This window comes from Catenulispora acidiphila DSM 44928 (assembly GCF_000024025.1).
GTDB classification, from domain to species: Bacteria; Actinomycetota; Actinomycetes; order Streptomycetales; family Catenulisporaceae; genus Catenulispora; species Catenulispora acidiphila.
The window spans coordinates 2219533-2242111 of record NC_013131.1 but is presented as its reverse complement, the minus strand read 5'-3'; the positions used below and the strand labels follow the sequence as shown (position 1 = coordinate 2242111).

The 22579-nt window shown below is 68.8% G+C and carries 20 protein-coding genes; 13 read left to right on the top strand and 7 right to left on the bottom strand.

Translation table 11 applies throughout. From position 1 onward, the window contains the following. Window positions 1–354: 354 nt before the first annotated feature. The 4 genes from CACI_RS09865 to CACI_RS09850 all read left to right on the top strand — a co-directional run bounded on the left by CACI_RS09865 (window position 355) and on the right by CACI_RS09850 (window position 5852). Window positions 355–837: a helix-turn-helix transcriptional regulator gene (locus CACI_RS09865; RefSeq protein ID WP_190276737.1), complete on the top strand. Its 483-nt coding sequence runs from the start codon at window positions 355–357 to the stop codon at window positions 835–837. A 152-nt stretch (window positions 838–989) separates the two neighbouring features. Further along, on the top strand, window positions 990–4091 hold the full coding sequence (locus CACI_RS09860; RefSeq protein WP_012786194.1) for an AfsR/SARP family transcriptional regulator: 3102 nt from the start codon (window positions 990–992) through the stop codon (window positions 4089–4091). Window positions 4092–4141: 50 nt separating this feature from the next. Continuing rightward, on the top strand, window positions 4142–4966 hold the full coding sequence (locus tag CACI_RS09855) for an SAM-dependent methyltransferase (protein WP_012786193.1): 825 nt from the start codon (window positions 4142–4144) through the stop codon (window positions 4964–4966). A gap of 22 nt (window positions 4967–4988) precedes the next feature. After that, on the top strand, window positions 4989–5852 hold the full coding sequence (locus tag CACI_RS09850; RefSeq protein WP_041540142.1) for a TIGR03619 family F420-dependent LLM class oxidoreductase: 864 nt from the start codon (window positions 4989–4991) through the stop codon (window positions 5850–5852). A gap of 93 nt (window positions 5853–5945) precedes the next feature. On the opposite strand, the gene CACI_RS09845 is transcribed toward CACI_RS09850, so the two are convergent. From CACI_RS09845 to CACI_RS09830, 4 genes are all read right to left on the bottom strand, one after another. Continuing rightward, window positions 5946–6362, bottom strand: a complete 417-nt coding sequence (locus CACI_RS09845) for a CBS domain-containing protein (RefSeq protein ID WP_012786191.1) — start codon at window positions 6360–6362, stop codon at window positions 5946–5948. Between the two features lie 110 nt (window positions 6363–6472). Next, window positions 6473–7747: an FAD-binding protein gene (locus CACI_RS09840; RefSeq protein WP_012786190.1), complete on the bottom strand. Its 1275-nt coding sequence runs from the start codon at window positions 7745–7747 to the stop codon at window positions 6473–6475. A 66-nt stretch (window positions 7748–7813) separates the two neighbouring features. After that, complete coding sequence (locus CACI_RS09835) at window positions 7814–8866, bottom strand: ornithine cyclodeaminase family protein (RefSeq protein ID WP_012786189.1); 1053 nt, start codon at window positions 8864–8866, stop codon at window positions 7814–7816. Next, window positions 8863–9747: a PhzF family phenazine biosynthesis protein gene (locus CACI_RS09830; RefSeq protein ID WP_012786188.1), complete on the bottom strand. Its 885-nt coding sequence runs from the start codon at window positions 9745–9747 to the stop codon at window positions 8863–8865. The genes CACI_RS09835 and CACI_RS09830 overlap by 4 nt, the downstream gene beginning before the upstream one ends. Window positions 9748–9819: 72 nt before the next feature. Between CACI_RS09830 and CACI_RS09825 the strand changes: the two genes are divergently transcribed. Next, window positions 9820–10665 carry a LysR family transcriptional regulator gene (locus CACI_RS09825; RefSeq protein ID WP_012786187.1) on the top strand — a complete coding sequence of 282 codons (846 nt, stop codon included), beginning with the start codon at window positions 9820–9822 and terminating at the stop codon, window positions 10663–10665. A 25-nt stretch (window positions 10666–10690) separates the two neighbouring features. Here the strand turns inward: CACI_RS09825 and CACI_RS09820 are convergent, their stop codons facing one another. Next, complete coding sequence (locus CACI_RS09820; RefSeq protein ID WP_012786186.1) at window positions 10691–11167, bottom strand: hypothetical protein; 477 nt, start codon at window positions 11165–11167, stop codon at window positions 10691–10693. Between the two features lie 96 nt (window positions 11168–11263). Here CACI_RS09820 and CACI_RS09815 point away from each other — a divergent pair, with 96 nt between their 5' ends. Then, window positions 11264–11743 (top strand): MarR family winged helix-turn-helix transcriptional regulator, encoded by a 480-nt coding sequence (locus CACI_RS09815; RefSeq protein WP_012786185.1) that lies wholly within the window; start codon window positions 11264–11266, stop codon window positions 11741–11743. A 215-nt stretch (window positions 11744–11958) separates the two neighbouring features. Here CACI_RS09815 and CACI_RS09810 read toward each other — a convergent pair whose 3' ends face one another. Continuing rightward, window positions 11959–12882, bottom strand: a complete 924-nt coding sequence (locus CACI_RS09810) for an alpha/beta hydrolase (protein ID WP_012786184.1) — start codon at window positions 12880–12882, stop codon at window positions 11959–11961. 139 nt (window positions 12883–13021) lie between these two features. Between CACI_RS09810 and CACI_RS09805 the strand changes: the two genes are divergently transcribed. The 6 genes from CACI_RS09805 (at window position 13022) to CACI_RS09780 (ending at window position 20687) form a co-directional block, all read left to right on the top strand. Continuing rightward, window positions 13022–13930: a helix-turn-helix transcriptional regulator gene (locus CACI_RS09805; protein WP_012786183.1), complete on the top strand. Its 909-nt coding sequence runs from the start codon at window positions 13022–13024 to the stop codon at window positions 13928–13930. 179 nt (window positions 13931–14109) lie between these two features. Continuing rightward, window positions 14110–14796, top strand: a complete 687-nt coding sequence (locus CACI_RS09800) for a nicotinamide mononucleotide transporter family protein (RefSeq protein ID WP_012786182.1) — start codon at window positions 14110–14112, stop codon at window positions 14794–14796. Between the two features lie 805 nt (window positions 14797–15601). Then, a complete protein-coding gene (locus tag CACI_RS49005) occupies window positions 15602–16750 on the top strand; it encodes a M56 family metallopeptidase (protein WP_012786181.1) in 1149 nt (382 codons plus the stop codon). 536 nt (window positions 16751–17286) lie between these two features. Beyond that, complete coding sequence (locus CACI_RS09790) at window positions 17287–18309, top strand: S53 family peptidase (protein WP_223297492.1); 1023 nt, start codon at window positions 17287–17289, stop codon at window positions 18307–18309. 196 nt (window positions 18310–18505) lie between these two features. Next, the gene (locus tag CACI_RS09785; protein ID WP_049871529.1) at window positions 18506–19525 is read left to right on the top strand and encodes a hypothetical protein; all 1020 of its coding nucleotides are present in this window, start codon (window positions 18506–18508) and stop codon (window positions 19523–19525) included. A 58-nt stretch (window positions 19526–19583) separates the two neighbouring features. Beyond that, window positions 19584–20687, top strand: a complete 1104-nt coding sequence (locus tag CACI_RS09780; RefSeq protein ID WP_012786178.1) for a hypothetical protein — start codon at window positions 19584–19586, stop codon at window positions 20685–20687. Window positions 20688–21089: 402 nt separating this feature from the next. On the opposite strand, the gene CACI_RS09775 is transcribed toward CACI_RS09780, so the two are convergent. Continuing rightward, the gene (locus tag CACI_RS09775; protein WP_012786177.1) at window positions 21090–21596 is read right to left on the bottom strand and encodes a MarR family winged helix-turn-helix transcriptional regulator; all 507 of its coding nucleotides are present in this window, start codon (window positions 21594–21596) and stop codon (window positions 21090–21092) included. A gap of 83 nt (window positions 21597–21679) precedes the next feature. Here CACI_RS09775 and CACI_RS09770 point away from each other — a divergent pair, with 83 nt between their 5' ends. Further along, window positions 21680–22570 carry an NAD(P)H-binding protein gene (locus CACI_RS09770; protein WP_012786176.1) on the top strand — a complete coding sequence of 297 codons (891 nt, stop codon included), beginning with the start codon at window positions 21680–21682 and terminating at the stop codon, window positions 22568–22570. Window positions 22571–22579: the final 9 nt, after the last annotated feature.

Genomic DNA, 22579 nt, shown 5'->3' with positions numbered 1-22579 from the left:
GGGTGCCCTCAAGCACCGCGGCGCCTCTCGCGATCAGGCGACGCGCTGCCCCATCTCAGATACGGGCCGCCCCCGGGTCGCGCATCCGGCGTCGTGCGGCTACCGTCACCGTGCTAGCCGAAGTAGAAAATCGAACGCAAATATGGTTTTCTTTTAGGGCCGATCGGGAAAGAAGCTGTCATAAAGCTTCTTTTGGGTCAAAGCGAATAAATCGGCACTTGCCGGACACCGACGTCAGGCCATCAGCTTGACGATGCGGCCTTCGCTGGCCGAAGTGCATGTCGGCGATGAGGGCATGCGAGGGGTCGGATGGAACTGCGGGGAAGCGCAGGGGCACGACGACGGCTCGGTGAGATGCAGTCGCAGCTGCTGTCAGCCAGGCATGCTGCCAGCCTTCCACAACAAACACTCAGCGACACACTGGGAGTCGCGGCGCGAACCCTTCGGGACTGGGAAAAGGGTTACGACACACCGAGCTTGAAGCATTTGATCACCTGGGCGGACGCACTGGGATTCCGCCTGGTCGTCGTGGACTCGCTCGGAAGCGCGGACCAAGAAGTGGTCGAGGCGGAGGACGGCGAGCCCTTCGAGCGTCACGAAATGCGACGGCTGACGCGGCCGCTGTGGACAAGGCGCAAGGCGCGAAAACTGTCGCAAGGCGACTTAGCCTTACTGCTCGGGGTCAGCAGGGCATCGGTGCAACGCTGGGAGGACGCGGACAAGTTTCCGCGTCCGATCGCCTTGATCGCGTGGGCCGGACGCCTGGAATGCTCCGTCGAGCTCGACCGCGTCACCTCAGAGAATGACCGACCGCAACCCGGCCGCGAAGAAGCCTGATACGGGATTCCCGCCAATATCTCAGCGGACGCCGCACGATGTCATGTCCTTCTAGATCGCTGTGTTTGGCTTGAATTAGCTCTGGAGTCCCCTTACTTCAAGTGCAACGATGGGTGCTGAGCAACGTCCTGCAGTGCGTGAGGGGAGCACCTATGCAGTACACCGTGCTCGGGCCTGTCGGCATTCGGAGTCACGATGTTTTTCATGCTGCCGGCACGGCGAAGGAACAGGGGGTCTTGGCGATTCTGCTGATGGAGCGGGGGCATTCCGTCTCTACGCAGACACTTGCCGATCGGCTGTGGGAGCGGCCTCCGGAGCAGTTTCGGGCGACGTTGCAGGCGCACATTTCGCGGTTGCGGCGGCGGTTGCGGGAGGCCTCTGAGCAGGCGGAAGTCATCGCCAGCAATCAGGCCGGCTATCGCATCGACGTTCCGGCGGACCAGGTCGACGTGCATTATTTCGATCTTTTGGTTTCGCGGGCTCAGGCGCACGCCGGGCAGGATCCGGACTCGGCGCGGGAGTTGCTGCGCGAGGCCGAGGGGCTGTGGAACGGCGAGCCGTTGGCGGGGTTGCCTGGGACGTGGGCCGAGACCATGCGGCGCGTCCTGACCGACAAGCGCCGCACCGCGTTGCTCAAGCGCCTCGAGCTGGATCTCCAGACCGGCGGCAATGCCGATGACGCTGTCGCCGAGCTGACCGAGCTGGCTTCGGGCAGCCGGATCGACCAGCGCGTCATCGAGCTGCTGATGATCGCCTTGGACAGCGCCGGACGTCCCGGCGATGCCCTGACGCTCTATCACGAGGTCCGCATCCGCCTTCGCGACGAGGCAGGCACGGACCCCCGCGCCGAACTCCGCCAGCTCCACCAGCGCCTGCTCAACGGCTCCGCGCAGCACCCGGCGGCGGCAGCACCCGCCCAGCCGGTCACGCCCCGCGCCATCGACACCCTCGACCCCGATCCGCCCTACGTCGCAGGACGCGAACAAGAACTCGCCGCGATCCTCGCTGCCGTCGCCGCGGACCTGCGACCGGGCAAACGGGGCGCGACCTTCCTCATCGACGGCTTGGCCGGCATCGGCAAGACGACGCTCGCCCTCCAGGCGGCGCACCTCCTGCGCTCACACTGCCCCGACGGCGCGCTCCAGCTGAACCTGCACTCGCACGATCCGTACCTCCCGCCCCTGGACCAGCGCCAAGCCCTGACCCAGCTCCTGGACGCGATCGGCACGCCCTACCGCGAACTGGCCCGCGCCGACACCGTGCCAGCGCTCGGCGCGCTATGGCGAAAACGCACCAGCGGCCGCCGCCTGCTGATCCTGCTCGACGATGTCCTGGACACCGCCCAGATCGAGCTGCTGATCCCCGCGACAGCCGGCACGATCGTCCTGATCACCTCGCGCCGCCGCCTGACCGGGACGCCCGGCAACCGCCAGTACACCCTCGGTCCGCTGCCCGACTCCGCAGCCACAGCGCTCCTGTCTCACATCACTGACAGGACCCTGCCAGAGGACGATGACCTCGCCAGCTTCACCCAGTGCTGCGGCGGTCTGGCTCTGGCGATCACGGTCGCCGCCGGCCACCTGCGCAGCCGACCGGTCTGGACGGTCGGCGACCTGGTCTCGCGCCTGTCCACGACCTCGCAGTCGCTCGCCGACGACCCCCTGACCAGCCCGATCCACACCGCCTTCGCAATGTCCTACCAAACCCTCAGCCCCACACTGCGGGACCTGCTCCGCTACATCGCCGCCCACCCCGGTCCCGACATCGGCCTGCCGGCCGCCGCCGCGATGTCCGGCGCGGCGCTGGCCGACACCGACATCAGGCTCGACGCCCTGGTGGACCACCGGCTCCTGAACCTCGCGAGCGCGCACCGCTACCGCCTGCACAACCTGCTCCGCCAATACATCCTGGTCCAGGGAGACGAGCAGCAGAACCTTGATAACCGCCAGGCAGTCGGCCGCGCCATAACGTTCTACAAAGCCGCCGCCGCACGCGCCGATCACGCGCTCCAGCCTCGCCGCCGCGAACTGCACTACCCCGCAGCCTCCGCTCAGGTCGAGGGCGTCAACCTCGACACCACCGAGCAGGCGCGCACCTGGCTCGACACCGAGCACCTCAACCTGGCGGCGGTCACCACCTGGTCGGTCCAACTCGGCCGCGGAATACAGGTCGGGCTGATCCCGCACGTGCTCGCCCAACACCTGGACCGGCGCGGACGCTGGCCGCAAGCGCTCGAGCACATCGATGAACTGCTCGCCGCCCCGAAAGGCGACTTCCCCGGCGGCAACCCGGACGCCGTCACCGCGTGTCTGCTGACCGACCAGGCCGGGCTCCTCATCCGCGCCAACCAACTCGACGTCGCAGTGGACGCCGCCAACGCCGCGCTGGCCATCTGGAACGCCGCCAACGACCGCTACGGCCAAGCCGACGCCCACTTCCAGATCGGACGCGCCCACGACGCCGCCGAACGCCACGACGAAGCCCTGCAAGCCTTCCGCACGGCAGCCGCGCTCTACGAGAGCCTCGGCGACCACACCCGGGTGGCAGTAGCCGAGGACCAATGGGCCGTCACCGCGTTCAAGCAAGGCCACCTGGACGAAGCCTTCTCCCGTGGCCACCACGCGCTGGACATCGCCCGGCAGCAGAACGACCTCGCGGCCATCGCCGACGTCCTCAACAACTTGGGCGAAATGCACCGCCAGGCCGACCACGACCAGGAGGCGCTCGCCTTCTTCCAAGAGGCCCGCACCCTGACCGCAGCGCTCGGCGACCCGCTCATCACCGCTGTGCTCGGCTACAACATCGGCGCCGTCTACGAACACGCCGGCGACTATCACCGTTCCCTGACATCGACGCGAACCGCGCTCCTGCAGTTCCGCGAACTCAATGACCACCGCAGCGAAATCGAGTGCCTCATCCTGCTCGCCACCGCGCACATCAACCTCGGAGACCGCAACGCAGCGTTCGAAGAAACCCGGCACGCAATCGACCTCGCCGAGCAAACGCACGACCAGCTACGGCTGGCGCAAGTCCGCCTGGCGCAGGGCACCATGCTTGCCGCCCGCGGCGATATCCAGGGCGCGATCGAGGCGTGCGAATCAGCCCTCGATATTGCCGAACAGATCGGCGCCGTCGCCGAACAGAGCCAGGCGCACCGTTCCCGTTGCGAGGCGTACACGAGTCTTGGCCTGCACGATCGCGCCCAAAGCCATCTCCAGCAAGCAGAATCGCAAGGCGGCCCGACCACTGAATGACGTGTCCACCGACAAGCGACACGGCAGCGCAGATGCCACAATGTCCTGTCATGGACTCGATCGACGCAGCAGAGTTGGCGCTGAGCCTGCCCGAGGTCGACCCGGAGCGTCCGAGCCCGGCGCGCATCTATGACTTCTGGCTCGGCGGCTCACAGAACTTCGAAGCGGACCGTGAGGCCGGGCGTCGTGCCGCCGAGGCGATGCCCAAGTTGCCCGCCTCGGCCCAGGCGAATCGCTCGTTCCTGCGGCATCTCGTCGAGAACCTGGTGACCGAGCGCGGGATCACGCAGTTCCTGGACCTCGGCTCCGGCGTCCCCACGGTCGGCAACGTCCACGAGGTCGCGCAAGCCGCCGATCCCGACGCGACGGTCGTCTACATCGACCTGGATCCGATAGCCATAGCCCACGCGCGGGCTTTACTCGCCGACAACGCCACCGCCCACGCGGCGCTGGCCGACCTCCGCGAGCCCGACGCCGTCCTGGACCACCCGCTGGTGCGCGACACGATCGACTGGACCAAGCCGGTCGCCGTCCTGCTGTTCTCGGTCCTGCACTTCATTCCGGACACGATCCACCCCGAGCGCATCATCAGCGCGTTCATGGAACCCTGCGTGCCGGGCAGCTACCTCGCGCTGTCCCACGGCGGTCCCGACGAAGACGCGCCCGAGGGGCAGAAGGCGGCGGTGCGCGACTACGCGACGCGTACCGGCGTGCCGGTCACGCCGCGCACGGCCGGGCAGATCACGCCCTGGCTCGCCGGCCTCGAGATCCAGCCGCCGGGCGTGACGGACATCCGCGTGTGGTTGCCCAGCCTGGCCGAGAGCCCCAGCGCGATCGCGCCGTTCGTCGGCGCATTGGCCCGCAAGCCCGCCTAGAGTAGGCGTGGTGAATCATGGGATGCCGACTTTCGCTCTCTCCTACACCACGCCCTTCTTCGGCGCCGACCCGGACCGCCTGGTCACGGTGGCTCAACAAGCCGAGAAGTCGGGCTTTGAAGCCTTGTACGTGCCCGAACACGTCGCCGTCTACCCGGGAGCGCAGATCGGTGGCTGGCAACTGCCCACCGACATCCCGTTCCCGGACCCGCTGGACATCCTGACCTTCGTCGCCGCCAACACCGAGCATCTGGTGCTGGGCACCGGAATCCTGCTGCTTCCCTACCACCACCCGGTCACCCTGGCGAAGCGCCTGGCGACCATCGACGTGCTCTCGCGCGGTCGCATGCGGCTGCTCGGCATCGGCGTCGGCGCGCTGCCCGGCGAGGCGGCGGCGGTCGGCGTCGACTACGCCACCCGCGGCCGCCGCACCGACGAGGCGATCGACGTGATGCGCGCGCTGTGGGCCGAGGACGAGGCCGGCGCGGTCTTCCACGGCGAGTTCTTCAACCTGGACAACGTCTACAGCTACCCGAAGCCGCTGACGGAAGCCGGGTTGCCGATCCACGTCGGCGGTTCGAGCGCGGCTGCCGCCCGGCGCGCCGGACTGCGCGGCGACGGCTGGCTGCCCGGCGGCTCGCTCACCGACGAGGACCGCAAGGCGTTGTGGGAGCTGGTGAAAACGACGGCGCAAGAAGCCGGGCGCGACCCCGGCGCGATCGCCCACACGCGCATGGGATCGCTGGAGATGTCGCCCGAGGCGGCCGAGCGGATGGCAGCGGACGGCGTCACGCGCGTCGTGGTCGGTGCCCCGGCTGGGGAGCCGGATGAGCAGTGCGCTCAGCTGGTGGAATTCGCTGAGCGGTTCGGCTTGGGCAAGAGCTAGATCTGACTGAACGCCGAGACGGTGTCAGTGCCGACGCGAGTTTGCGTCGGCACTGACACCGTCTCGGCATAACGGCGCTAGGGCGGTAGAGCGCTACGTAGCGCAGATCCGCTCGACGAACTCCGCCAACTGCCGCTCGCTCAGGTGCGCCGCCAGGTCGGCCTCGCTGATCATGCCGACAAGCTGCTTGTCCTCGACCACCGGCATGCGGCGGATGCGGCGGCTCTCCATCTCGTGCAGGACCTCGCCGACGTCCGCGCCGGCGTCGATCCAGCGGGGCGTGCCCTCGCAGAGGTCGGCGCAGCGGATGTGCGAGGGGTCCAGGCTGAGCGCCACGCACTTCACGACGATGTCGCGGTCGGTGATGATGCCGCACAACCGCTCGTTCTCGTCACTGACCGGCAGGGCGCCGACGTCGAGTTCGCGCATCAGCTGCGCGGCACGGTCCAACGTCTCCTCGCGGGAGATCCACTGGGCACCGGGATGCATGATGTCCTTGGCAGTGGCCATGATCGCCTCCCAGGACTAGGCACCGTTCGAACTGCCACCTCTATCGTGTCCACCCCAGGCGGGATGCGCCACCGGAGAGCCCGACGCCGAGCCGACTCGACGGATCGCGATCAGCCGGCGGGGAACAGCCGCCGCACGAATTCGTTGCGGAACTTCCCTTCGGGATCGCGCCGCGCCAGCAGTTTCCGGAAGTCGTCGGCGCGCTCATACCCCGCAAGCGCCGCCGCCGGCCCGCTCAAGAACACCTTCCCCCAATGCGGACGCGCGCCGAGCGGCAATAGCGCCGCCTCGACGGCGGCGAGCGCCGGTTCCACGGCAGCGCGATCGGCGACCCAGGTGAAGTGGATCGTGACGCTGTCGCGCTGGTAGGCCGGGCTGAGCCACAGGGCGTCGGCCGCCACGGTCCGCACCTCGGAGATCTGCACGACCGGTGCGATGAGCGGACCGAGTTCGCGCACTGCGTCCAGCGCCTCGGCGGCTCGCGAGCGAGCAAGGAAGAACTCTGATTGCAGTTCCTCACCGCTGCTCGGGGTGAAGCCGGGACGGAAGTGCGGCAGGCGCTCGTGCCACGGTCCCGGGACGCCGAGCTGTTCGGTGCAGTTCTCGGCGGACATGCCGGGGATCGGGTGCGCGGCGTGCTCAGCGAGGTGACCGCCGAGCCAGCCGGGCTCCGGATGGGAAGCCTCCGACGCTCCCGGCGCCAGCGCCGCCTTCACCCAGACCGATGCCTCGCCTCGCCACTCGGTAAAGGCACTGACGCTGTATCCGGCCGAGAACACTTCGTCGAACCCTGCGATCAGCTGCGGGACCGCCACGCCTTCGTAGACAAACTGTGCGACGTCGAAGGTCGGCACGACGTCCACGGTCAGCTCGGTCACGACGCCCAGCGCCCCGAGCGCCACCACGGCGCCGTCGAAGTCCGCCGATTCACCGCGTTTCAGCTCGACGACGTCGCCGTCGGGCCCGACGAGCTGCATCCCTCGCACCAGCGCCGCAAGGCCCTGATTCGCGTTGCCCGAGCCGTGCGTCCCGGTCGCGCAGGCGCCGGCGAGGGAGATGTGCGGGAGCGAGGGTAGCGCGGTCAACGCGAACCCGGCGGCGTGCAGCTGCGCCGCGAGGTCCGCGAGCCGCATGCCCGCCGGGACGGTCGCCGTGCCCGCGTCCGGATCGATCCGCACCTCGGCCGGCATCGCGTCGAGGACGAGGAGGTCGCCGTCGGTGTCGGCGATCCGGTTGAACGAGTGCCCGGTGCCGAGCACGCGTGCCGACCGCGCCGCGGCGACGGTCTGCCGCACCTCGTCGAGCGAGGCCGGATGGTGGCTCCGGGCAGGGCTGAACAGGACGTTGCCAGCCCAGTTGCGGATCTGTTCGCTCATCGCGCTCATCGGTCGGGGTCTCCCAATGTTCTCGGTAACATCGCCGACCATCGAGTCACGGAGCGGGCCCGGATGTCAACGCCAGGACAGATCCACTGCGCTGGCTGGCTGACGGTGGGGAGCGGGGGAATCGTCCGAGTGGTTCGGGGCGTCCGCGCTGTTCAGGCGCTCCAGCGTGGTGTTCGCCGCTGCCAGGTCCTGCACGCCCAAGCCGATCAGCTTGCACACGGTGATCTGCTCATCGGCGGCGCGACCCGGGGTCCGTCCGGCGATGAGGTCGCCGAGTTCGGTCGGCAGAGCCTTCAGCCGCACTCCGGCGTGCTGCGCGTAGGCGAGATCGCCGTACAGGACGGTTAGTTGGCGGCTGTCCACGACGACCAGGTCGGCGCGTGCGAGGCAGCCGGGAGCGAGTTCGACCTTGCCCGCGTCGTCGGCGCCGATCGAGGTCACGTGCGTGCCGGGCGCGAGCCAGTCGGGCTCGACCAACGGCTGCGTACTGCCGGTGGCTGTGATCAAAATGTCAACGCCGGCACAGGCTTCACGCGCTGTCGGTACCTCTAGGACGTCCACTCCGGGTAGGCGTCGCCGTAGGGCGGTGGCGACGCGCTGTGCGGGTTCGGCTCGCCGTCCCCAGATCCGGACGGAGGTGATGGGACGCTCGGCAGCTGCCTCGAGGACTTGGAGGTATGCCTGGACTCCGGTGCCGAGCACGCCGATGGTGCTGCTGTTTTGGCGTGCCAGCAGCCGTGTGGCGAGCGCGCCGGCGGCTGCGGTTCGTACGTCGGACAGATGGTGGTCGTCGCGGAGTAGGGCGACCGGATCGCCGGTCTGCGCGTCGAAAGCCAGGATCATGCCGCTCGCGCCGTTGCCGGTGAGGCGCGCACGTTCGGCGAACCAGCTGCCTACTTTGACGACGAAGATCGGTGAGCCGGGCAGCCAGGCGGATTTGACGTGCACGTCCCCGTCCCGTCCAGCGGGAGCGAACACCGAGACCGGCGACTCGCCGAGACCCTGGCTGTAGTCGGCGAAGGCGCGCGCGACGGGTTCGACCAGGTCCTCGAAGCCGACGGCGGCGCGGATCTCGGCGGCGTCGAATATCGGCAGCCCGACGTTGGACGCGGTGCTCATGCTGGGATCCGATCGAGCGTGCCTCGTGCGACGAACACCACGTCGGCTTCCACTTCGACGGAAGAGATGTCGGTGCCGGAACCGTGGGCTCGGAGGGTGATCGTGCTGGGGCGGTCGAGGAAACGGCCTTGGTGGAGTGTGGCGGTCTCGCCGTCGCCGAGGCGGTCGTGGCGGCGCAGATAGGCGGCTACGCAGCCGGCGGCGCTTCCTGTGGCGACGTCTTCGAGGACGCCGTCGTTGTTCCAGTGCCGGCCCTCCATGGCTTCCGCGTCCAGGAGGTAGGCGAACTGGGCTCCCAGTGCCTCGAGGCGGATATCGAGGTCTGGTATGGCGATCCGGGCTCGTTCCAACGTACCGGGGCGGACGGGGAGGATCAGGTAGCGCAGGCCGGTGGAGACCACCTGGGGTGGGAGTTCGGGGTCGAGGTCTTTGTCGTCCAGGCTGAACCAGCTGGCGACGTCGTGTGGTGCGGTCGTTTCGCGGAACTCTGCCTGACCCTGATCGAGCACGGCTGAGAAGTGGCCTTGGCTTCGGCGCTGCGTGGTGATCTGCACGGTGCGTGCCGGGAGCGTGATGCTCCAGGTCTCCGGCAAGGTCTCCGGCGTCTCGCTGCCGCGCAGTTCGTGCAGCACACATGCCGCGCCGAGGACGGGATGGCCGGCGAAGTCCAGCTCCTCGATGAGGTCGAAGACGCGGGCTTGGCGGCGGTGGACGTCCGCGCCCTCACCCTCTGGGAGCAGGAAGATCGATTCGAAGTGCCTCAGTTCGCGGGTGATCTGCGCCATCTGGCTGCCGGTGAGCGCGGTGGCGTCGGGGAACACGGCGAGGCTGTTGCCTGAGTAGGGCTGCGACGAGAAGACGTCGACGTGGAAGTACTGCATGATCGCGACGCTACGCGCGGCTGGAGGTCAAAGGAACTGGCGATTCTCGACCCCCTGGTATAAGAATCCGTTATGGTCCAGGACTTGGAGACCGGGCTGCTTCGGGCGTTCGTCACCGCGGTGCGCGCCGGGAGCATCAGCCGCGCCGCGCAAGCCCTCGGCCAGACGCAGCCCGCGCTCAGTCAGCAATTGCGCAAGCTGGAGCGGCGGACCGGGCAGCCTTTGCTGCACCGCGCCGCGACCGGCGTGAGCCTGACGCCGGCTGGGGAATCCCTTCTGCCGTATGCCGAACGCATCCTCGCTTTGTCGGCGCAGGCGCTGCATGCCACGCGTACTTCGCTGGCCGGGCACTGCGGCGTCGGGCTGATCGAGGATCTGGCGGCGAGCCGGTTGCCGCAGGCGCTCGCGGACTTCGGTCGTCTGCATCCGGAGGCGACGCTGGAGGTGTTCAGCGCGCCCGGTCCGGCGATGCGCGAGGCGTTCGACGAGGGACGCATCCACATCGCCTTGTGTGATCCGGAGTATCTGCCCGAGCCGCCGCGCTGGTCGGTGCGGCTGCCGCTGACGTGGGCGGTCGGCGCCGGGCTGGATCTGCGCGCCGATCCGCTGTCCCTCGTGCTGTTCTCGCAGCCGTGCGGATGGCGCGCCCCGGTGCTCGCCGCGTTGGACGACGCCGGGCGGGCGTGGCGCGTCGCGTTCGAGAGCACCGGGCTGGCCGGCGTGCACGCCGCGGTGCGTGCCGGGCTCGGCGCGGCGGCGTTGCTGCCGGCGAACATCGAGGCGGGGATGACTGCTGTGGACGACGCCGCGCTGCTTCCGGCGCTGCCGGACGTCACGCTCGGGCTGGTTCGGCATTCGCGCACGGTCGGCGATCCTTTGATCGACGCTGTGGAGGCTGTGCTGCGCGGGGTGGTGTGAGGTCTGGCTTTTCTGGGGTCGTGTCTTACGCAGCGGCGGCGAGTTCGGCGTTCGCGCGCTGAGCGATCAGGGTCAGGACACGTCCGGCGATCTTCAGATCCTCGGCCGGTATTCCGTCGTACAGCCGGGCCGCGATCGCGCCGGTGTCGGCGGAGCTGCGCGCGTAGAGGTCGCGTCCGGCATCGGTGAGCTGGATCCACGACGGGTCTATGGGATCGGCTTCCATCAGGTTCGCGGTGATGAGTTCTTCGATGACGGCGTCGGCGTCGGACTTGTCGATCTTCAGCGCGTCGGTGACTTCGGCGGCGAGGGCATCGGGGGTGATGGATCCGTCCGCGACGGCTGCGGCTCGCAGGGTGACGTTCTGGAGGAACGAGGAGCCGTGGCCGGCCATGACGCGTTCCACGAGGGCGCGTCCTGCGTAGTGCGCCAGGGCGATGACGCGGGCGTTGAGCGGAGGTGCGGCGATGGTGGCGGTAGCCGTGGCCGTGGTGTCAGTCATGACGGGGTCCCCTCAGATCGTTAGTAGCACTAACGTTAGTGCTGCGAACGAATCTATATCGTTAGTGCCACTAACGCAAGCGGCTAGGCTGTCCCCATGGACACCAGCCACGACCTGCGTTTCGACCACGGAGACGAGACTCCCCCGCAGCTCAAGAAGCAGTTCTCGCGGCTGATCGGGATGACGGCCGTGCAGACCGGCCGCGTCGCATCCGAAGCCCTGCGCGCGGTCGGCGCCCACAAGGACCACTTCGTCGTCCTGGCCGCCCTCACCGAGTTCGGCCCGGCAAGCCAAGCCGACCTGTCCCGACGCACCCGCATCTTCAAGAGCGACCTGGTCGCAGTCCTCAACGACCTCGAAGCCCACCACCTCGTCCGCCGCACCCCCGACCCCGCCGACAAACGCCGCAACGTCATCACCGTCACCCCCGCCGGCCACCGCCGCCTCACCGAACTCACCACTCTCCTCGACGCCGTCAACGACCAGGTCCTGGCACCCCTGTCGGCAGCCGAACGCACGCAGCTGTTCGCTCTCCTCGGGCGCGTCAACGCCCACCTCGCCGAGCCGGACGAGTAGATCAGCCCATTGCGTCGGTGCGATCAGCGCTCTGATAGAGGTCATAGCCGATGACCGAGGGAATCGGCACGTTCAGCTTGCCCGCAGACTGGTGAGCATCTGCTCGGGTAGTGCTCCGTGTAGATACCGGCGAAGCGGATTCGGGGATCTTGACCAGGATCCGTCGGCATGCGAACCTCCCACACCCTGGTCTATGTCCGGATAGACCGCTGCCGTTACACCAGGTTCGCCGTGTAGAACTCGGCGAGCTTGGCGATCGCTGGCGTGACGTACTCGTCCTTGTCGTAGAGGTCGACGTGGGAGGCGCCGTCGATCCAGTGGAGTTCCTTCGGGCCGGTCGCGTTCTGGAAGGCGTGGACGCTCATCCAGGAGGTCACCGCTTGGCGACCGGCGATAAGGAGCAGTGGGCGCGGGGCGATGAGGCTGACGGTCGCCAGTCCGTCGAAGGTGGCGATGCGGTCGACGCTGGACCAGGTCAGGGTCTTGGCCGAGCGCTCGTGGGCGGCACGCGGGGTGCAGTAGTACTCCCAGCCTTCGAAGGCGTGCGGGCCGCCTAGTTCGGCTTCCTGGGCCGTGGCGGGGAAGAGGCTGAAGGTCTGGCCGCCCTCGCCGCGTGCTTCGGCGGTGCGGGCGGCTGCGGCGGCGTCGAGCAGGCTTTGGAACAGCGCCGGGTCTTGCGTGCCGTCGGCGCCGACCTTGAACTGCCGGGCGATGTCGACGCCGCTGACGGTGGCGACGGCGCGGATGCGGTGGTCGGTCGCGGCGGCGGTCAGGCCGTAGCCGTCGGAGGCGCAGATGCCCAGGACGCCGATGCGATCCGGGTCGACGGCGGGGTGCGTGGTCAGGAACGACACGGCGGACTTCAGGTCCTCGACGCGCTGCGCCGGGTCTTCCAGGCCGCGCGGTTCGCCCTGGCTCTCGCCCTGGTATGCGGCGTCGAAGGCGAGGGCGATGAAGCCTGCGGCGGCCAAGCGGCCGGCGTACAGGCCGGCGGCTTGCTCCTTCACGCCGGTGCCGGGGTGGCCGACGACCACGGCGGGCGCCGGGGTCGCGGTGTCGGCGGCGGCGATGGTCTGCGGGAGGTGGAGATGGCCCGAAATCTTCAGGCCGTTGCTGGTGAACGTGACATCGGTCCTCATTTGGTACCGAGCTCCTTCGCGGTGGTGACTTCGTGCTTGGTCTCCACCTTCGCCCGCCCGGAAGCCCGCAACCAGGGACGGTCTCGCCTATGCAAACCAGTACCAGGCACGATGCTCGAAAGCCGTGGAGACTGAGGGCATGGCCTCCGCACCACACGCGCACAGCGACGCTCGGGACGCCGACCACGCCTACGGCACCGGCGGCACCGGCCTCGGCGACTTCCTACGCTCCCGCCGCGCCGCCGTCGATCCGCTCGCCGCCGGCATGCCGGACGACGGCCGGCTGCGCCGCGTGCCCGGCCTGCGCCGCGAGGAGCTGGCGATGCTGGCACACGTGAGCGTGGACTACATCGTGCGGCTGGAGCAGGGCCGCACGACGCGGGTCTCCCGTACGGTGCTCGACGCTCTCGCCGACGCCCTGCAGTTGGCACCCGACGAGCGCGCGTACCTGTTCACGGTCGCCGACGTCACGCACAGCGCCCCGACCCGCCGCCCGAGCCAATCCGAGGCGGCGCCACGCCTGCACCGACTGCTCGACACCATGACCGATATCCCCGCGATCGTCGTCAACCACCGCATGGACGTCCTCGCCTGGAACCGCGGCGCCGCCGGACTCCTGACCGACTTCAGCGCACTCCCCCCGGCCCACCGCAACATGATCCGCCTCACCTTCCTCGACGAATCCTTCCGCACCCTCTACGCCGACTGGCCACGCGCCGGCAAGAACTGCGTCGCAACCCTCCGCATGGAAGCCGGCAGCAGACCCAACGACCCCGCACTGAACGCCCTCGTAGGCGAACTCAGCGTCCGCGACCAGAACTTCCGCACCTGGTGGGCCACACACCAGGTCCGAGGACCCAGCGAGCTGGTCAAGACCTACAACCACCCACTCGTCGGCACCATGCACCTGGACGTGCAGCAGTTCTCAGTCGACACCCACCCCGACCAGAAGCTGATCGCCTTCACCGCCGAGCCGGGGTCCGAGTCCGAAAAGGCGCTGCAATTCCTGTTGCAGTGGTCTGACGCGCACGCGACGGCGGATCACTGAGACTGCCGCAACGTTGACAGAAGCACACCAGGCACGCGCCGCCGCCGAACTCCGCGCGTGTGCGTCACGGGAACCGCAGTGGGCATGAAACGGGACGCGAACGCAGTCGCTCGACGGGCGAGGACTCGGTTGTGGATCGGGCGGGATTTTTCTTGGCCTGCGGGACCTTGGAGATTCGTATGCACGCGTTCGATTGGCTCAACCACCAATTCAGCTTCTTCGGGCTCTCCGTCTACTGGTCGGACTTCATCGGCAACATCTTCGCGCTGCTCACGGTGGTGCTGGCGCTGCGGCGGCTGGTCATCTCCTGGCCGGTGCAGATTCTGGGCTCGGTCTGCCTGCTGGTGGCGAGTCTGAACGTCCACCTCACGGGGAATGCCGGGCGGCAGATCATCATCATCGTCGCGGCTTCGTGGGGGTGGGCGACGTGGCGGCGGAACAAGGCGAACGAGGGGACGGTCGTGGTCGGCTGGGCGTCGTGGCCGGTGCGGCTGGTCCTGGTCGCGGCGATGATCGCCGGGACCGGGGCGCTGGGTGCGTTCTTGAAGGCGATGAACTGGTCCTTCTACCCCGGCGCGCCGTGGTGGATGGTGCTGTGCGACGCGTGGATCTTCACCGGGACCGTCATCGCGATGTACACGCAGGCTCGGCGCTACGTGGAGTTCTGGTTCGCGTGGCTGGCCGTGGACCTCGTCGGCGTGCCGCTGGCGGTCCACTCGCACCTGTACTTCTCCGGGATCGTCTACGGGATCTTCTTCTTCATGGTGCTCGCCGGGATCCGCGACTGGGCAAAGCGCACCGGGAATCAGATCGCCTCGCCGAGGAACGGTCTGCCCGAGCAGCTGGAAGGGGCACTCAGCGGCTGAGGAGGCGCGATCGCGCCAGCCGCTGAGGCCGCTTTCCGGGGGCGAATGGTTCACGCCCATAGGTCTGTTCGCTAATCTCCACCCCAGACGCCGCCGCGACGGATCTCGCCGGCGACGGTCGGGCAACCGGTGAACCGGGGAGAGGAACGCGCTCGGGGATGAGACTGCTCGGGGCCCTGGAGGCGGCGGGGGGAGAGTGCGGCGCCGGATCGGGGCGCGGCTCGGTGTTGCCAGGGCTGAGGGAACTGCCGGGGCGGCCGGAGTTGTCAGGGCTGCCGGGGCTGCCGGAGTTGTCAGGGCTGCCGGGGCTACCGAAGCTGCCAGGGCTACCGGAGCTGCCTGGGCTGCGGGAGCTGTCAGGGCTGTGGGAGCTGTCAGGGCTGCGGGAGCGGCAGGCTGCGGCTCGGGAGGCTACCGGGAAGGCAGCCCAGGCTTCGGGCGTGCTCGGGGAACCAGCTCAGGAGGCAAGTCTGAAGACGGCTGAGGCTCGGCGCGTGCCCGGGGAGTCGGCTCAGGAGGCAACCGATATAGCAAGCTCGGCACGATGCGCGCTCGGAAAGCTGGCTCGGCAGGCGGTCGGGCTGGCAGTCCAGCTGGAAGCTCGCGAGGCAAGCGGGCAGGCAATTGCGGCTCCGGGGGCGGGCGGTCGAGGTCAAGCGTTCCGGCTGGCAGGTCCGCGCGAGGGCTGGCGGCTGGATCGGCCGGCGGCTCGGCGTACGTCACGGCACGCAGATCGGGGCTGGGCGTCGATTCGGCGAGCACAGCCGCACCCGCGCTCGCTCCCCCAACACCTGGGCGTCGGGCCGTGATCGCCGCGCTGATTCTGGGGTCCTACGCGCTGCTGTTGGCGGTGGTTGGGCCGGGGGTGGTGGCTCGGGTTTGGCCTTCGGGGCGGATGCCTCGGGTGACTGTTGTGGTGCTGCAGGTGGTGAGTTGTTCTTTTTTGACCGCGGCGGCTACGGCGGGGTTGGCGTTGGGGTTGACGTTGATCGATACGTTGTCGCGGATGGATCCGCAGATTGATCGGTGTGCTGATCAGCTGCCCATTAACGACGATTCGCCGGTCGGGCCGTTTTTGGGGTGGTTCGGGCTGGTGGCGGGCGCTGCTCTTGTGGTGCGGGTCGGGTTCTGTCTGGCTGCGACCTTCTTGTCTGCTTGGTGGACTCGGCGGAAGCACATCGCGATCCTGCGGATTTGCGCGCGTGCCGACCAGGAGCTCGGGGTTCTGGTGCTGGAGCATGATGAGCCCGGGTGTTATTGCCTGCCGGGGCGGCCGGGGACGATCGTCATCACCAGCAGTGCCCTGACGCGGTTGTCGCCGGCGCAGCTTGGTGCGGTGTTGGCGCATGAGCGGGCGCACTTGACCGGGCGGCATCACTTCGCCGTGGCGTTCGCGCACGCGATCCATCGCACGGCGCCGCGGATTCGGTTGCTGGGGTTGGTCGAGCAGGAGACGCGGCGGTTGGTGGAGTTCATCGCCGATGATGCGGCGGTGCGGCGGAGTGGGACGGTGGCGCTGGTTTCGGCGCTGGCGGTGCTGGGTGCGGGGAGTACGGCGCCGGGGAGTGCGCCCGGGTTCGCGCTCGGTGTCGGGATGGATCGGCGGCCGGCGGCGTCCTCGCGAGTGACGCGGCTCGCGCACGGGCAGAACGGGCGGCGGGGTCTGGCGATGGGCGCGATCGGTTCCGCGCTGCTGATCATCGTGCCGTTGGTGCTCGCCGCGTTGTCCGTGGCGACGGTGATCCACGGGTGTCCGCCGGACAAGGACGGGGACGCGGATGCCTTGGCGCTGCCGCCATCGGTGAGGCTGGTGGGGGCGGCCGGAGCGGCGGAATCGGTCGGAGCAGTCGGGTCAGCGGGGTCGGTCGGGTCGGCAGGATCGGTCGGATCGGTCGCATCGGTCTTTCCCGGGACCTCTTGGGATGCGGCGTTTGGCAATTCAGCGGCCGGGTAATCGGTGGCGTTCCTTATAAGCCAAATTGCTTTCCACTAGCTCGGATAAGCCAAGCAAGAAGGCTTATTCGCGCTGTCACGCCATGCCATGACGTGGCGAAACGCCACGCCAGTGCCGGTTTTTCGGGGTTCTGCAAGGGTTTTCCCCATAGGGGCTTTACAAAAACTTTGCCGCTCTCGCCCTTTATTGTCGCCGCTACTGTCAGCGATAGTACTAACACTGATCAAGGTCTTGCGAGCTGTGATCCGGCTCAGCGCTGCCCTGATCCGTAACGCCACCTCTCGTCCCACGATCGACAAGGAGCAAGAGTGTTCCAGCTCACTCGGAAGAAGCGGGGGCGCGCAACGACGCGTGCGGCCGCTGCCCTGTTGGGCGTCGCCGGCTTGATAACCGCGGGCGCTGTCGCCGCCCAGGCGTCTCCGGCGTCCTCCTCCGCGGCCTCCGGGCCGGCTTCGGTGCACAGCTGCAGCCAGGCTGTCGCGCCGGGGTATGCCACGTGCTTCGCGTTGAAGCGCACTGACAAGAAGGCCCATGCCATGGCGGCCAACGGGCTGCCCTCCGGCTTCGGTCCGGCCGATCTGGACAGCGCCTACTCGCTGCCGGCCAGCGGCGGATCGGGCCAGACGGTGGCCATCGTGGACGCTCAGGACGACCCGAACGCGGAGTCGGACCTGGCGACCTACCGCTCGACGTACGGCCTGCCGGCGTGCACCACCGACAACGGCTGCTTCAAGAAGATCGACCAGAACGGCGGGAGCAACTACCCGACCGCCGACCAGGGCTGGGCCGGCGAGATCTCGCTGGACGTGGACATGGTCTCGGCCGTGTGCCCGGACTGCCACATCCTGCTGGTCGAGGCGACCTCGGCGAACATGAACGACCTGGGCACCGCGGTGAACCAGGCGGTGTCGCAGGGTGCGAAGTTCGTCTCCAACAGCTACGGCGGCTCCGAGGACGGTTCGGAGGGCCAGTCGGACTCCACCTACTTCGACCACCCCGGCGTGGCCATCACCGCCTCCTCCGGTGACGGCGCCTACTCCGCCGGCACCGAGTACCCGGCCTCCTCCCAGTACGTCACCGCGGTCGGCGGCACCTCGCTGACCAAGGACTCTTCCAGCCGCGGCTGGTCGGAATCGGTGTGGGGGACCAGCGACACCGAGGGCGCCGGCTCGGGCTGCTCGCAGGACGTCGCCAAGCCCTCGTGGCAGACCGACACCGACTGCGCCAACCGGATGGTCGCGGACGTCTCCGCGGTCGCCGACCCGGCCACCGGCGTCGCGGTCTACCAGACCTACGGCGGCAACGGCTGGGCCGTGTACGGCGGCACCTCGGCGTCCTCGCCGATCATCGCCTCGGTCTACGCGCTGGCCGGAACCCCGGGTTCGAACGACGTCCCGGCGTCCTACCCCTACGCGCACACCGGCAACCTGAACGACGTCACCAGCGGCAGCAACGGCAGCTGCTCGCCGGACTACTACTGCACCGCCGGCCAGGGTTACGACGGCCCGACGGGCCTGGGCACGCCGAACGGGCTGACCGCCTTCACCGCGGGTAGCTGAGAACGTGCCGGTCGACAGCCGGCACAGTCAGCGAACGGCGTGGGTTCGGCCCGCAGCAGCCGGTGTGATCGGCGGCGAGGACTGAACCAGGTTCATCGGTACTGAAGAGCGGCCCCGTTCTGCGGCGGGGCCGCTTTTCCGTGGCACGGCGAAGGATCGCGGAAACGCTCGGCGCACGGTCGGATACCCTCGACCGATGACCATGACCGCAGCTCCGTCCCGCCCGACGCGCCGCCGTCTTCGGCTCGCGGACGGCGCCGCGAGGCTGCGGTTGATGGCGCTCGCGGGCATCGCGACGGTCCTGATCACGCGCGGGTATCTCGCGGCGACCGGCTATCCGCGCATCGGCGGCGGCGAGATCCACATTGGGCACGTGGTGTGGGGCGGCCTGTTGATGATCGCCGCCCTGACCGTCGCGCTGGTGTGGGCCGGCGGACGCGCGCGGGTATGGACCGCGCTGGTGGGCGGTGTCGGCATCGGGTTGTTCGTCGACGAGGTCGGCAAGTACCTGACCACCACCAACGACTACTTCTTCCGGCCGGCTGCGGCGATCATCTACTTAGTGTTCGCGGCTTTGCTGGTGGTGGCTTCGCTCCTGGGCCGGGACACGGTCGCGGAGGCAGGCGAGGACTCCGAACGGCTTGCCGCGGCGGCTCAGATCGCGGCGAGCGGGTTGATCAGTGGCCTGACACCGCAGGAGCGCGAGGCCGCCACCCGGATGCTGGCCGGGTGTCCCGATCAGGATCGCGACGCCGTGCTGCGCCTGCTGGCGGTGGCTCCGCTGCGCGCGCCGAGCCGTGTCGCGGTACTGCTGAACCGCATCCGCGGTTGGGCAGATCGTGTCTCGGCGCTGCGCGGTGCTGACGCCGTCTTCTTCGTGCTGCTGATCCTGTCGCACATCGTCGTCGCGATCGTGTTCATCGCGCAGGCGGCGACCGGCGAACCGCACAGCACCGACGCCGGCGCGATCACCATCAGCGCGGTGACCCGCAGTGCGGCCGCGATCCTCGTCGTCGGCGCGACGGTCATGCGGCTTCGAGGGCGGCAGTTGACGTCCTACCGCTTGGCCAAAGCCGCGATCCTCATGGACCTCCTGATCACCGAGGCGTTCAACTTCCACGACAGCCAGTTCTCCGCCGTCGCCGAGCTGCCGCATCTGTTGGTGGCGTTCGCGTTCTTCAGCATCCGGCAGCGTCAGGTGGAGGCTCAGGAGTAGGCATATGTTCGAGCAAATCGGGTAGGGCGACTGATTCGGTAGAAAGGAGCCTGATCTGATGGCGATCGATGATCATCTGGCCACCCGGCCGTCGGAGGAGGAGCTGCGGCGGCTGCTCGCCGGCAAGGTGCCAGAGCCCTCATTCGCGCACTTGGCGCGCATGAGCGACGACACGGGACTGTTCGAGCACGCCCGGGGCCCGATCCCCAAGCGATGGCACGGCTACTGCGTGGACGATGTGACGCGCGGGCTGATCGTGGTGTGCCGGGAGCCTGATCCGTCCGCGCAATTGCTGCGACTGGCGGAAATTTACCTGGCGTTTTTGCTGCACGCCCAAGACCGCGAACGCGGTTTCCACAACCGCATGGGCCTGGACCGCGTCTGGCACGACGAGCCGGAGACCGGCGAGTGGTGGGGACGCGGGGTGTGGGCGCTGGGCACCGCCGCGAACCGCGGTCCGACGCCGTGGATCCGCGCGGTGGCGCTGGAACGCTTCGCGGACGGCGCGGAATTGCGCGCCGGCCTGGGCCCGCAGAGCCGCTTGAACCATGCCATGGCCTATGCCGCCCTCGGCGCCGCCGAAGTCGCCGCGTCCCACCCCGGCCACCCGGCGGCGCTGAGCGTGCTCGCCGATGCCGCCGAGACCATCGGCCGCCCCGGATCGGATCCGGAGTGGCCCTGGCCGGAGCCGCGCCTGGAGTACGGCGATCCCGCCTTGCCCGAGGCACTCATAGCCGCCGGCCAGTACCTCGGCGACGATTCCCTGCTGCGCGACGGCCTGGGGCTGCTGGACTGGCTCCTCACCCTGTCGACGCGCGATGGACACCTGTCACCGACACCTGCCGGCGGCTGGTCCCTCGGCGACCCGCGCCCCGCGTTCCATCAGCAGCCGATCGAGGCTGCGGCTTATGCCGACGCCTGCGCCCGCGCGTACGCGGCGACCAACGACGCCAAGTGGCTGACCGGCGTGCGGATGGCGATCAATTGGTTCCTCGGCGACAACGACAGCAAGATCCCGATGTTCGACGAGAGCACCGGCGGCGGTTTCGACGGCCTCGGCCAGGATTGGCGGAACCCGAATCAGGGTGCGGAGTCGACGATCGCGCTGATCTCGACGCTGCAGTACGCGCGGTGGCTGGAGGGGATTCCGGCGGCGGGGTGAGTCCGGGAGCGAGTACCGATATCGGTGATTGTTATGAGGCAGCGCGCGATGCATTGACAGTGCACTGACTTCGATAATGCTGACGTAGCAAGGACCAGCACGACGCGGTGAGACCGTGTGGGTCTCATCGGTGGGGTCGGGTCGCAGGCCGGCAATGGCGCCGGGCGGCCCGATCGTGGTGGAACGGACAGGCGAGAAGGCTCGCTGGGGAACGATAGACAGACCGGGACGATCGCCAGGCAGAACGCACCTGGCCGCGGATATCCCCGGATGATCGTCACGATGCCGGTTGCGGTGAACGCCTAGGCGAGCGCCCGCAGGAACCATCGCCGGTTCGACCGGATCACTTTCGACCAGATCACTCTCGACCGGATCACTTTCCGCGCGTTCGCGTTCTCCCCCTCACCCCTCCCGCAGCTCTCCGACAGCCGCCTCGTAGGCCAGCAGCGCGTCCACGACCGTGCGGCGTTGGGCGGGGGTCAGGGGGCGCAGGGCGCGGCGCCAGGCTTCGGCGCCGGGGGCGAGCCAGGTCTCGATGGCGGGGCGGGCGGCGGGGGTGATGCTGATGATGCGGCGGCGGCGGTCGGTGTCGTCCTCGGCGCGGTGCAGGACGCCTTTGCGGCTCAGGTCGGCGATCACCAGGCTGGTGGTGGTGGGCGCGACCTGGAGGCGGGCGGCAAGGTCGTTGACCGTCATCGGGCCGTCGAGCAGGAGGAAGACCAGCAGGGACAGGTGGCGCGGGCCGAGGGTGAGGTCGCGGAGTTCCGGCGGCGGGGGGATGCGTTTGGCGCGGGCGACCAGGCGGGGCATCAGCAGGAGCAGGTCGCGGACCGCGTCTTCGAGGCCTGCGTCGGCGGCGGGCCGGGACGGCGCGGCCGCGCCCCGGGTGCGCTTCGGTTCGGTGGACACGCGGGCCCTCTCCTTTTATCTTTGGAATCAAAGGTGTTTTGGCGAACAGGGCATCCGACCCATTTTATCCGGGGAGTCCAGACATGACCGTCCTCGTCACCGGCGCGCGCGGGAACATCGGCCGCCGTGTCGTCACCCGGCTGCACGCCGCCGGGCAGCAGGTCCGCGCCTCGGCACGGGACAAGGGAACGTTGACCGTGCCGGACGGCGTCGAGACCGTCGGCCTGGATCTGACCGCACCGGCAGGACCCGACGGAGCCGCCGACGGCTTGGACGGCTTCGAGACCGCCTTGAAGGACGTCGACGCCGTCTTCCTCTACGCGACCCGCGGCAGCGCCGCACCGTTCCTGCACGCGGCGAAGGAGGCAGGGGTACGCCACGTCGTCTTCCTGTCCTCCCCCGCGTCCTACGAAGCGGCCGAATTCCGTGGGCCGATCGGGCGAATCCACCGGGCGGCCGAGCAAGCCGTCGCCGAATCAGGCCTCGATCACACGATCCTGTATCCCAGTTGGCTCGCCACCAACGCGCACCGGGACTGGGGAACTGCGATCCGCGCCGGCGAGCCCGTGGAGCTTCCGTATCCGGCGGCGCAGTGCGTGCCGATCCATCCCGGCGACGTCGCCGAAGCAGCCGTCGATCTGCTCCTGCACGACACCCACCGCAGCCGGATGCAGATCCTCACCGGACCGGAATCGATGTCCCTGGACGAGGCGGTCGCGACCGTCGGCGCGGTCCTCGGGCGCACGATCCCGGTGCGCGCGATCAGCCGCGAGGACGCGCTCGCCCGCCGTGAGCCGTGGCTGTCGGCGCCGGTCCTGGAGTCGCTGCTGGACAGCGCGGCGGCCTCGGTGGGCCGGCCCGCGCCGGTCACCAACGCTGTGGAGCGGATCACCGGGCGGCCGGCGCGGTCGTTGCGGGAGTGGATCGGGGAGAACCGCGGAGAATTCGAGAACCGCGAGGACTTCGAACTCTGATATCAGCCT